The following is an 11,810-nucleotide window of genomic DNA, read 5'->3' on the forward strand; positions in this document are numbered from 1 at the left end:
TTCCTCGTCCTGGAGTGAGATCCAGACGCCGTCGTCGTGGAAGCCGACGATGTCGGTGCGGCCGTCACCGGTGGTGTCGATGAGGAAGCGGGGATGTTTGCCGGCGATCCACCCGCCCGCCGACTGCCCGTGGCCGAAGGCTTGGAGAGCCGGTTCGCCGGCGAGGGGTGCGTATTTCCCTTCCTCGTCCTGGAGTGAGATCCAGACGCCGTCGTCGTGGAAGCCGACGATGTCGGTGCGGCCGTCACCGGTGGTGTCGATGAGGAAGCGGGGATGTTCGTCGGCGACCCAGCCACCCGCCGACTGCCCGTGACCGAACGCCTTGATGACCGGCTCGGCACTCGCCGGGGTGAACCTCTCGCTCTCGTCCTGCAGGAACACCCGGACACCGTCGGTGGCGAGTGCGACGATGTCGGGCCTGCCGTCGCCCGTCGTGTCCACGAGAGTCCACACGTCCTTGGGACTCGGCGAGGGAACGGGTGGGTGCAGGACGCGCTCGTCGTCCTTGAAGGTGCCGTCACCTTGGCTGGAGGCCGTGACCGTCCCCTTCGCGGGTTTGCACCCGACGATGTCCGCTCGGCCCGCTCCGGTGGTGTCGGCGAGGAACCGGTCACCGAGCCCGGCCCACCGGCCCGGTTGCCCGCCGGCTGAGCCGCCGGCGCCCACGCTCTTCCACGCGCCGGCGTCCTGGTCGCTGCCGAACCGCTTGAGGACCAGCAGCATGTCGCTGAAGGAGGGTGTCGCGTCGGGTGCCGGCCGCAGCGCGGCCGAGCGGGCCAGTCGCCAGGACTGGCGGCTGTTCCAGTGGCTCAGGGGCGCCCAGCGCAGCACGGGATCGCTGACGCGCTCGGGTGTGGCCGGCACGAACCGCCAGCGCTGGCTTGCCGCGCTGTCGTCGTACTTGCGCAGGACGACCCGGATCTCGTCCGCACCAGGGTCGGCGAGGTCGAGAACGGCGCCGTCGGTGGCGTCTTCGATGAAGAAGAGACCCGCTTCGTCCTCGACGGGGACGAAGCGCCACTGCTGGGCCTTCCTGCCGGCGGCGGCGTCCCACTGGCGGATGCCGCGGTCCGCGGCCGCGGGGTTGTCGAGGACCTTGCCGCCGCCCGCGTTGCGGATCACATAGCGCTGCTCGTCCTGTACGTTTCCGGCTTGCACGGGGGTGAGCCGCCACTGCTCCGGGCTCGGGCCACCGTCAGGGAAGTCGCGCACGACCAGTGCCCCGTCCGTTCCCGGCGTGGACCTGGCGCCGAGGATCTTCCCCGTGGCCGCGTTGACGATCTCCAGTTTCAGTTCTTGCGTGGGCACGGGCATCGTGGTGCCTCTTCCAGGCGGTACGGGCGTGGGCTCGGGACAGGTGTGGCGGCGGGGCGGCCGCGGGTCACGTGAAGACGTGGTGGTAGGGGACGCTCCACTCGTTGGCCAGTCGCGGGTAGAACGTGTTGATGACCGTCCCGGTGAAGTCCCCGCCCCAGTTGTAGGTCACCCGCACCTCGCTGTCGGCCGCCACCGCGTGGTCCTTGAACCCGAGGATGGTGTCCGGGTGGGTGATCGGCACGAAGGTGATCCCGCCCCACGGCGTCACCGTGACGACCCACAGCTGAGTGTCCTCCGGCGCGCCGTTCTTCCCGCGCCACAGGTCGCCGACCTTGTCGGGCAGGCCCACCTGGACGACGTCGGCCGTGGTGCCCTTGGGGGCGTCCTGGTGGACGGTGATGCGCCGGCGCTGCGGCTTGGGCACGCCGTCGTCGCCACGCCCGGCATCGGCCTGGCCGGCGACGGGGGGCTTGGGCGGCACCTGGCCCGCGGCGCTCTCGATGAAGTACAGCGGCCGCTGCCCGAAGAAGCCGGCGGGGGTGATGTACCAGAGGTGGCCCTGCGCCTCTTTGGTGGCCGGGTCGAGCGCCGTGGACAGCTTGACCCCCTTGTCGTGGATGCTGTCCTTCAGCTCGACGGGACGCAGGAAGCCGCCGTTGAAGGCGTGGACGAGCATCACCGGCCGGTTCTCGACCAGCGCGGCCACGATCGCGTTGTCGTAGCTGTTCACCGCCACCGGGCCGCCGACCACCAGATTCGACATCGCCGTGCGTTCTTGGGTGTACATCGCGGAACCTCACCTCTTGTTGAAGTGCAGACCAGTAAGCCAGCCGCCGTGCCGTGCTTGCCGCGTGCCATTGCCGCAGCATTTTGCCGCCCTGCATCCGCATAATCCCGGGGTTTAATGGACGGCCGAATCAAAAACCCCATCCACCGCATCCAGCGCGGATGCAACATGCATGTGCAAGACTTTTTCGAAGCCATCGACCGAGCGATCGACAGCGCTTCAACTTACCGTTTATCGGGGGGAGTTGAGGGCGACCAGGGAACGCTTTTCACTCGATTGAGCGTGATGCCTGAAGGTGCCTTCCCAGGAAATGGCAACCCTGATAGCTTCGAATTTCGGAAAGCGCGCGGACGCCTGTTCCATTTCATTGAGCGCGTTTCGGACAGATCAGTCGAGGACGGGGAATGCCTTCCACTGCGTACAACCTGGAACGGTTCAAGCGCCATCCGCTGACGAAGAAGAACCTGCGGGAACTCGGCATCGACCTGCCGTCCCTCCTGAACCACCCCAACCTGGTCTACACCGACAACAACGGCGTGCGGCACAGGCCCGTCGGCATCTCCATCAACAAGTTGAGCTACGGCACTTTCGCCGGCTCCGCGTTCGATCGGGGTTGGCTTGCCTACATGAATCTCGGAGAACCGCTGATCGAGGAGCGGGGCGACATCACCCCGCCCCCGCCCGACACCTTCTCCTCACGCGCCTACGTCAACCGCAGCGCGACGCACGAGATGACCTTCACCGACTCGGTCGAATTCACGGTGTCGAACGGGGTGACGTGGTCGCTCCACGGGGATGCCAAGCTGACCTTCGGCGGCACCATCGGCGCTCAGCTGCAACTGCAGCTGCAGAACCAGCTCAAGATGGATCTGCAGGCGCAGTTCGGGACGCAGTTGCGCAACGACATGGCGAACAAGAACGCCAACACGGTGACCAACAAGAACAGCAAGGACAGTGTCGGGGTCGACAACGCCAACGCCACCGAAACGGCCACGACGAACTCGACGGGCAACTCGGCATCGAACTCGATGACGAACTCGGTGGCGTTCACGACCCAGGGCAGCGCCACGGGCAGCGCTTCGCTCAACGCGCAGCTGGCGCTGGGCCTCGCGGCCACCGTCGGCGGCTCCCTGACGACGAGCTGGGTCTCGAAATCGCAGATCTCCGGCAAGGTCCCGGCGGACTCCCGGGTGGAAACCATCGCCACGCAGCGGCGTGCCCACAGGCATTTCGAGTACGAGATCCCGGTGACCTTCGCCGGGTTCCTCGCGGTGGAGTACGCCGTGCCGGTTCCGGTCCTGTCTCCCCCGCAAGCAGGAAGCCTCGGCCTCGCCCAGGTAGTCGCCCGCGACATCGCCGACATCAACCTGGCCGGCGGTGGATACCGCATGAAGGGGCGGATGGAGGTCGTCTCCTCCCTGGACGTCCACCACACGATGTTCCAAGCCGAATCCCTGACCTTCAACCCGCGAGCTTTGCACAAGGGGCCTTGACCGGGCGGCGGCGCCGCCACGACGACAACCAGGGGTGATGACCATGGTGTTCGACAACATTTTCGGTTTCGCGAAGAACAGTGCGGGGCTCTTCTCGGTGAAGCCCGGCGAAGCCGATGCGCAGCCCGATGCGGACGTCGACTTCGAGGACGCCGAAGAGGGCGCATACGACGACAAGAGCACAAGCCTGTTCGTCCATTCGGTCCACGGGGCTTCCTCCCGGGCGAAAGTCGTCCAGGAGCATTCGCCCGAAGCCCGGGTCATCATGGGCATCCTCGGCTCCTTCATCCAGACCACCCGCGATTCGGCCCACACCCAGAGCCAGTCCGCCCATGCCGGCTCGGTCTCCGAAACGGCGTCCGCCGGCATGGCGAAGGCGAAGGAGACGGTGAAGAAGGAGGACGGCCTGCAAAAGAACGAGGACCTCCAGGAGAAGCCGGACAAGGCGGCATACACCAAGGCCCCCAAGGCCCCGGAGGCGCCCAAGGCCGCAGAGCCCCCCAAGCCGCCCCAGGCGGCCGCCGAGACCCCGCAGAAGCTGGGAAAAACCACGACGACCGAGACGACCACCGAGGAACCATCCGGTTCCCAGTAGCGCCCAAGGCCTGAGGGGCAGGGGCGTGAACGCCCCTGCCCCCCTCGTGCGTCATACCGGAAGCAGCTGCCACTGACGGTCCCGGGGGTCGCCCTCCGCCTCGTACTGCTTGATCACCGTGCGGGCGTTGGTGTCGACCCGCAGCAGCAGACCACTGTTCCGGTTCGCGATCTCGAACACCCGCGGAGAATCGGTCACCGGGCCCACCGGGATCAGCCGCCACTGCTGGTGGTGCGCGTCAACACCCTCGTAGGCACGCTGCGCGACCACCGCCCCCTCGGTCTCCTGCGCTCCGACGACCTCCAGGACCTTGCCGCTGCGCACGTTCTCGATCCGGTACAGGACCTCGCCGTCGTCCTGGCCCGCCGCCACCAGCCGCCACCGCTGGTGATCCCTGGCGACGGTGAGAGTCTGGTGAACCTCGGCGCCGTCCTTGGTCGACTCGCGCACGACCGCCATCCGCAACCTGCTGCGCACATTGGCCCAGGAGACCACCGCGCCCGAATCGGGCAGCCCGGCCAACTTCACCGACCCGACTTTCCGTACCCGGTTGTTGGCGTGGTCGGCGATGTAGAGGGTGTCGACGCAGTCCACGGCGAGCCCGTGCGGGGACTTCAGCTTGGCCGAAGCGGCCGACTCGCCGTCACCACCGTAGGTCGCGGCGCCTGTGCCGGCGACGGTGCTGATCTTTCCGTCGGCCGCGACCTTCCGCACTCGGTGATTGTCGCGGTCGGCGATGTAGAGGTCGCCCGCGCTGTCCACCACCATCGCCATGGGGGTGCTCAACGGGGCCGAGACGGCCTGGACGCCGTCACCGCCGAAGGCCGCGGCGCCCGTGCCGGCGACCGTGCTGATCTTCCCGTCGGCCTTCGTGACCTTCCGCACCCGCTGGTTGCCGTAGTCGGCGATGTAGAGGTTGCCCGCACTGTCCACCGTCACGGCGGTGGGGTACTTCAGCTGGGCGGCGGTGGCGAGGGTGCCGTCAGCGGCCAACCCCGGGGCGCCCGTCCCGGCGACCGTGCTGATCTTCCCGTCGGCTGTCACCTTCCTGATCCGGTGGTTGCCGTAGTCGGCGATGTAGACGTCGCCTGCGCTGTCCACCGCGACATCCAGCGGCGTGTTCAGATGGGTGGCGGTGGCCAAGGCGCCGTCACCGCCATGGGCCGCGGTACCCGTCCCGGCGAACGTACGGATCTTCCCGTCGGCCATCGTGATCTTCCGGATCCGGTGGTTGCCGCAGTCGGTGATGTAGAGATCGCCCGCGCTGTCCAAGGCGATCCCACGCGGATTCTGCAGCGCTGCCGAGAGGGCGGAGACACCCTCTGCCCCACGTCCCGGGCTCCCCGTCCCGGCGACCGTGCTGATCTTCCCGTCAGTCGTGACCTTCCGGACCCGATGGCCGGCGTACTCGGAGATGTAGAGGGTCCCCTCGCGGTCCACCGCGACCCCGTACGGATTGTTCAGCTCAGCCGAAACGGCCAGCTCCTTATCCCCTTTGGGTGCCCCTGGGTTACCCGTCCCCGCCACCGTGCTGATCAGGCGAGCGGAGTGCTCGCCATCCGCAGCTCCCGCGTGTGCAGTGCTCATCTTCGTCCCTTCACCGTTCACCCGACCGCCGACCTGATGGTGACGCGGAGAGCGGACGAACAGAACGAGAAGCAGGACGCCGGATCCCACCACTGTCTGGAAACGGAGCGTTTGCCCATCTGCGGCTTTGGGGCGCCTCCTGCGCGAGGCGACCCACTCGTCGACACGCGACCGAAAGGTCAGCCACCCTCATGAGGGAATGACGGGCGCGCCGTTGACGCGGCCTCCCGTGGCCCTGGCCGCGGCCCGGGTGAGTCCGTTGTGAGCCTGGCTCGATGGCCCGGGCGCCGCTCACCGGCGATCACCCTCGGTTACTATGCTCACTTCATGCCGGAGGCCGGCAGTAAGGGGCGCGAGTCATCGACGGTCTGCCGGGGAGCGGGGTGACCGGCCCGTCGGCCGAACGTCCCGGATTCTCCCCCGCGCCGTCGACCGGTGGTTCCCGCCCCTACGCCCCCGAGAAGTCGTCCGCGGATCACAAGGCTGAAAAGATTGGTGGCCTGGGAAAGTGCTGGAAGAGGTCGTCGCGACCCGCTATATCACGCCCTTGCGTGAGGGCGGCTCGCTCCCCGGGATCGTCGAGGCCGACGATCTCGGTACGTACGTCATGAAGTTCACCGGCGCCGGGCAGGGCCGCAAGACCCTGGTCGCCGAGGTCGTGTGCGGGCAGCTGGCCCGGCGGCTCGGGCTGCGGGTGCCGGAGTTGGTCGCCATACAGCTGGACCCGGTCATCGGACTCGCCGAGCCCGACCAGGAGGTGCAGGAGCTGCTCAAGGCGAGCGGCGGGCTGAACCTGGGCATGGACTACCTGCCGGGCTCCATCGGGTTCGACCCCCTCGCCTACGCGATGGACCCGGTGGAGGCGGGCCGGGTCGTCTGGTTCGACGCGCTGGTCAACAACGTCGACCGCTCCTGGCGCAACCCCAACATGCTCGTCTGGCACGGCGAACCCTGGCTCATCGACCACGGCGCCACCATGATCTGGCACCACAACTGGCCGGGCGCAGCAGCCTCCGCCGCGAAGCCGTACGACGCCTCCGACCACGTCCTGGCCACGTTCGGCCCGGACGTGGCCACCGCGGCGGCCGAGTTGGCGCCGCTCGTCACCGAGGAGCTGCTGACCGAGGTCGCCGCCGACGTACCCGACGAATGGCTCGTGGACGAGCCGGGGTTCGCGACCACCGACGCGCTGCGCCGCGCCTATGTGGAAACGCTCCTGTCGCGCGCCGCGACCATCCACGAACGGATCACCATCGGGGAGCGGACCGAACCGGGACCCTCGCGGGCCCCCGGCTGGCTCGCCGAACGGCTGGCACCCCCCTCCCAGCAGGACCGCACGAAGGACAGCACCACGTGACCGACCGGGACGTCTTCGAGTACGCGCTGCTGCGCGTCGTACCGCGCGTCGAGCGCGGCGAGTGCTTCAACGCGGGCGTGGTGGTCTACTGCCGCGCCAAGTCCTTCGTGTGCGCCCGTACGCACCTCGACGAGGCCAAACTGACGGCCCTGGACCCGCACGCCGACGTGGTGGGCGTACGGGCCGCCCTGCGCGCCGTCGAGGGCGTCTGCCAGGGCGGTGAGCACGCCGGACAGGCGGCGGCCGACGACGCCGGACGGCGCTTCAGGTGGCTGATCGCGCCGCGCTCCACGGTGGTCCAACCGGGGCCCGTCCACACCGGTCTGACCACCGATCCGGAGGCGGAGGCCGAGCGGCTGCTCGACCTGCTGGTGCGCTGAGAGCCGGGTCGGGCGCACGCCACGTGACCGGGGGCACCCGGTGGGCCGTTGACACCGGGTGCCAGGGCTTCTAGCGTCTCGTCTGCTGAAGGTACTAAGCGGTCGCTCACCGACATGGACGTGTCAGGGGGCGGGCGGCCGCATCCCAGGGATCCAAGGGCGAGGAGAACCAGCATGTCCACCACCGAGCAGCGCGTAGCCGTCGTCACGGGGGCCGCGCGGGGCATTGGCGCCGCCACCGCCGTCCGACTGGCCGCCGAGGGCCGCGCCGTCGCCGTACTGGACCTCGACGAGGCCGCGTGCAAGGACACCGTCGAGAAGATCACCGCGGCGGGCGGCAAGGCCATCGCCGTCGGGTGCGACGTCTCCGACAGTGCCCAGGTGGAGGCGGCCGTCGCGCGCGTCGCCGAGGAGCTCGGGGCGCCGACGATCCTCGTCAACAACGCGGGCGTGCTCCGCGACAACCTGCTCTTCAAGATGAGCGAGTCCGACTGGGACACGGTCGTGAACGTGCACCTGAAGGGCGCGTTCCTGATGGCCAAGGCGTGTCAGAAGCACATGGTCGACGCCGGCTTCGGCCGCATCGTCAGCCTCTCCTCGTCCTCCGCGCTCGGCAACCGCGGCCAGGCCAACTACGCCGCCGTCAAGGCGGGGCTGCAGGGCTTCACCAAGACCCTCGCGAAGGAGCTCGGCAAGTTCGGCATCACCGCCAACGCCGTGGCGCCCGGCTTCATCGTCACCGAGATGACCGCGCAGACCGCCGCACGCGTGGGCATGGGCTTCGAGGACTTCCAGGCCGCCGCGGCCACCCAGATCCCGGTGCAGCGGGTCGGCAAGCCCGAGGACGTCGCGAATGCGATCGCCTTCTTCACGGGCGACGACGCCGGCTTCGTCTCCGGCCAGGTCCTGTACGTGGCCGGCGGCCCGCTCAACTGAGGAGGGTCACGGACATGACCGCATCACAGGATCTGCCCGAGCCGTCCGGAAAGGTCGCCCTCGTCACGGGTGCCAGCCGCGGTATCGGATACGGCGTCGCGGAGGCGCTCGTCGCCCGCGGCGACCGCGTGTGCATCACCGGGCGCGGCGAGGAGGCCCTCAAGGAGGCCGTCGAGCGGCTGGGCGCCGACCGGGTGATCGCCGTCGCCGGCAAGGCCCACGACGAGGCGCATCAGGCGCTCGCGGTGGAGCGCACGATGGAGGCCTTCGGCCGCGTCGACTTCCTGATCAACAACGCCGGTACGAACCCGGTCTTCGGCCCGATGGCCGAGCTCGACCTGAACGTGGTCCGCAAGGTCTACGAGACCAATGTGATCTCCGCGCTCGGCTTCGCGCAGCAGACCTGGAAGGCGTGGCAGAAGGACCACGGCGGTGCGATCGTGAACATCGCCTCCATCGCCGGTCTCACCGCCTCGCCTTTCGTCGGCGCGTACGGCATGAGCAAGGCGGCCATGGTCAATCTGACCCTGCAGCTCGCCCATGAATTCGCTCCGGTCGTCCGGGTCAATGCGATCGCCCCCGCGGTCGTGAAGACGAAATTCGCCACCGCCCTCTACGAGGGTCGGGAGGAGGAGGTCACGGCCGGTTATCCGCTCGGCCGGCTCGGCGTCCCGGCGGATATCGGGGGTGCCGCAGCATTCCTCACCTCCGGCCAGTCGGACTGGATCACCGGCCAGACGCTCGTCGTCGACGGGGGAATTTTCCTGAATGCCGGAGTCGGCTGAGTCGGATTGTTCCCGATTGACTGTTGCCAGCCAAGCGCCCCGCCGGGCCTGCGCATTGACCGGGCGGGGCGCTGCGGTATGGTCGGCCGACCCATGGCTGAACGAGGAGCGTGCACGTGTTCAACCGGACCAGCCTGCAGGCCGCTGCAGCCCTTGCGTCCATATCTCTGCTGGCGGGCTGTGGCCTCTTCTCCGATGGCGAGACCGACGGGCAGAACAAGATCGTTGTCGGTACGACGAGCGCCCCCACCACGCTCGATCCCGCAGCCGCTTGGGACAATTCATGGGAGTTGTACCGGAATGTCTTCCAGACGCTGCTGAGTTTCCCCACCGGCAGCACGACTCCGCAGCCCGACGCCGCCGAGTGCAAGTTCACCGACGCGTCCAGCAAGGTCTTCCAGTGTGACCTCAAGGACGGGTTGACGTTCTCCGACGGCGGCAAGCTCGACGCGCAGGCCGTGAAGCATTCGATCGACCGTATCCGGACGATCAACGTGAAGGGCGGCCCCAGCGGCCTTCTCGGCTCGCTCGACCGCGTCGCGACGAACGGCGACTCCACCGTCGTCTTCCACCTGAAGGAACCGGATGCGACGTTCCCGTTCATCCTCGCCACCCCCGCGATGTCGATCGTCGACCCGGAGGAATACCCCGCGGACAAGCTCCGCGAGGACGGCAAGCTGACCGGTTCGGGCCCGTATGTCCTCGACTCCTACCAAGAGCGCGTCAAGGCCGAGTTGTCGAAGAACCCGAACTACAAGGGCTTCGCCAACCGTAAGAACGAAGGCGTCACCATCCGCTACTTCGCGGAATCGGAGGCGATGGTCGACGCGCTGAAGAAGAAGGAGATCGACGCCACGTACCGCGGTCTGACCGCGGAGGAGGTCGTCGACCTGCGGGAGAGGAAGCCCGCCAACGAGGGCCTCCAGCTGGTCGAGGCGACCGGCGCGGACATCCGCTACCTCGTCTTCAACGCCGAGGACCCCTCCGTCTCCAAGCCCGCGGTACGGCGGGCCATCGCCCAGGTCGTCGACCGGGAGGCGCTGGTCGGCAAGGTCTACCAGGGCACCGCCGAGCCGCTGTACTCCATGGTCCCGAAGGGCATCGCCGGGCACACCACCGAGTTCTTCGACCGGTTCGGCGAGCCGGACGTCGACAAGGCGAAGGAGATCCTCCGCGACGCGAACATCGACGCACCGGTGGAGCTGACCTTCTGGTTCATCACCGACCGCTACGGCTCCGCCACCGCTCTGGAGTTCGCGGAGCTCAAGCGGCAGCTCGAGGCGTCGGGCCTCTTCAAGATCACGCTGAAGAGCAAGGCCTGGAAGGAGTTCCAGGCGGGCTACCAGAAGGGGCAGTACCCGGTCTTCGGCCGCGGCTGGTCCCCGGACTTCCCGGACCCGGACAACTTCGTCGCGCCCTTCGTCGGCAAGGACAACGTCCACTCCACGCCGTACGAGCGCCCCGAGATCACCGAGCAGCTGCTGCTGTCGCGCCGCGAGAGCGACCGTGCGGCGGTCTCCAAGCAGTTCGAGAGGGCGCAGGAGATCCTCGCCGAGGACGTGCGCCTGCTGCCGCTGTGGCAGGGCAAGCTGTACGTGGCGGCGACGGAGGAGATCGCGGGCGGCGAGCGGGCCCTCGACCCGCAGACCGTCATGCAGATGTGGGAGCTGGAGCGGAAGGCCAGCTGGTAGGCGAAGGCCGGCTGGTGGGTGAAGGCCGGCCGGCAGGTGAAGGCCGGTGGGGGAGAGCCGGTGGGAGGCGGAGGGCCGGTTGTCAGTGGTGGCCGGTAGTTTCTGTCACGTAAGACGATCACACACCGGAGGTTGTTGACGTGACCGACACCTACACGCTGCCCGAGTCCTGGCGCGGCGTCCTCGGCGACGAGCTGGAGAAGCCGTACTTCAAGCTGCTCGCCGAGTTCGTCGAGGAGGAGCGGGCCAAGGGGCCGGTCCACCCGCCGCACGACCAGGTGTTCGCCGCCCTCGAGGCCACCCCGTACGACCAGGTCAAGGTCCTCGTCCTGGGCCAGGACCCGTACCACGGGGAGGGGCAGGGGCACGGGCTGTGCTTCTCCGTGCGGCCCGGCGTCAAGACCCCGCCCTCCCTGCGCAACATCTTCAAGGAGATGCACGAGGAGCTCGGCCACCCGGTGCCGGACAACGGTTACCTCATGCCGTGGGCCCGGCAGGGCGTCCTGCTGCTCAACGCCGTCCTGACGGTGCGGGGCGGCGAGGCCAACTCCCACAAGGGCAAGGGCTGGGAGAAGTTCACGGACGCGGTGATCAGCGCCGTCGCCTCCCGGCCCGACCCGGCCGTCTTCGTCCTGTGGGGCAACTACGCCCAGAAGAAGCTGCCGCTGATCGACGAGACGCGGCACGTGGTCATCAAGGGCGCCCACCCCTCGCCGCTCTCCGCGAAGAAGTTCTTCGGCTCCCGTCCGTTCACGCAGATCGACGAGGCGGTCAAGGCGCAGGGCCACGACCCGATCGACTGGCGCCTCCCGAACCTGGGCGGCTGAGGCGCTGCCGTCGGCACGACGCGTGCGGTGGCCCGGGGCTTGCGGGCCCCGCTTC

Annotated in this window: 11 protein-coding genes; 8 read left to right on the forward strand and 3 right to left on the reverse strand. The window is 68.4% G+C overall.

Annotated features, from left to right (window positions below):
• A partial coding sequence (locus tag AC07FJ_RS25305; RefSeq protein ID WP_479051572.1) for an RICIN domain-containing protein occupies nt 1-1,314 on the reverse strand: 1,314 nt, incomplete at its 3' end.
• Between the two features lie 67 nt (nt 1,315-1,381).
• A complete protein-coding gene (locus AC07FJ_RS25310) occupies nt 1,382-2,104 on the reverse strand; it encodes a hypothetical protein (RefSeq protein WP_361420666.1) in 723 nt (240 codons plus the stop codon).
• A 404-nt stretch (nt 2,105-2,508) separates the two neighbouring features.
• Between AC07FJ_RS25310 and AC07FJ_RS25315 the strand changes: the two genes are divergently transcribed.
• Together AC07FJ_RS25315 and AC07FJ_RS25320 are read left to right on the forward strand one after the other, a co-directional pair.
• Nucleotides 2,509-3,597 carry a hypothetical protein gene (locus tag AC07FJ_RS25315; protein ID WP_479051573.1) on the forward strand — a complete coding sequence of 363 codons (1,089 nt, stop codon included), beginning with the start codon at nt 2,509-2,511 and terminating at the stop codon, nt 3,595-3,597.
• Between the two features lie 43 nt (nt 3,598-3,640).
• Nucleotides 3,641-4,192 (forward strand): hypothetical protein, encoded by a 552-nt coding sequence (locus AC07FJ_RS25320; RefSeq protein WP_479051575.1) that lies wholly within the window; start codon nt 3,641-3,643, stop codon nt 4,190-4,192.
• Between the two features lie 51 nt (nt 4,193-4,243).
• On the opposite strand, the gene AC07FJ_RS25325 is transcribed toward AC07FJ_RS25320, so the two are convergent.
• Nucleotides 4,244-5,779: an NHL domain-containing protein gene (locus AC07FJ_RS25325; RefSeq protein ID WP_479051577.1), complete on the reverse strand. Its 1,536-nt coding sequence runs from the start codon at nt 5,777-5,779 to the stop codon at nt 4,244-4,246.
• Between the two features lie 508 nt (nt 5,780-6,287).
• Between AC07FJ_RS25325 and AC07FJ_RS25330 the strand changes: the two genes are divergently transcribed.
• The 6 genes from AC07FJ_RS25330 (at nt 6,288) to AC07FJ_RS25355 (ending at nt 11,755) form a co-directional block, all read left to right on the forward strand.
• A complete protein-coding gene (locus AC07FJ_RS25330) occupies nt 6,288-7,136 on the forward strand; it encodes a HipA family kinase (protein WP_479051579.1) in 849 nt (282 codons plus the stop codon).
• On the forward strand, nt 7,133-7,516 hold the full coding sequence (locus AC07FJ_RS25335) for a DUF3037 domain-containing protein (RefSeq protein ID WP_479051581.1): 384 nt from the start codon (nt 7,133-7,135) through the stop codon (nt 7,514-7,516). Before AC07FJ_RS25330 ends, AC07FJ_RS25335 begins: the two co-directional genes overlap by 4 nt.
• A gap of 174 nt (nt 7,517-7,690) precedes the next feature.
• A complete protein-coding gene (fabG, locus tag AC07FJ_RS25340; RefSeq protein ID WP_361420648.1) occupies nt 7,691-8,452 on the forward strand; it encodes a 3-oxoacyl-ACP reductase FabG in 762 nt (253 codons plus the stop codon).
• A gap of 14 nt (nt 8,453-8,466) precedes the next feature.
• Nucleotides 8,467-9,237, forward strand: a complete 771-nt coding sequence (locus AC07FJ_RS25345) for an SDR family oxidoreductase (RefSeq protein WP_479051583.1) — start codon at nt 8,467-8,469, stop codon at nt 9,235-9,237.
• Nucleotides 9,238-9,353: 116 nt separating this feature from the next.
• The gene (locus AC07FJ_RS25350) at nt 9,354-10,928 is read left to right on the forward strand and encodes an ABC transporter substrate-binding protein (protein WP_479051585.1); all 1,575 of its coding nucleotides are present in this window, start codon (nt 9,354-9,356) and stop codon (nt 10,926-10,928) included.
• 140 nt (nt 10,929-11,068) lie between these two features.
• Entirely contained in the window at nt 11,069-11,755 is a 687-nt protein-coding gene (locus AC07FJ_RS25355; RefSeq protein WP_361420639.1) for a uracil-DNA glycosylase, read from the forward strand.
• The last annotated feature ends 55 nt before the right edge of the window (nt 11,756-11,810 follow it).

The organism is Streptomyces sp. NPDC045998 (genome assembly GCF_056430285.1).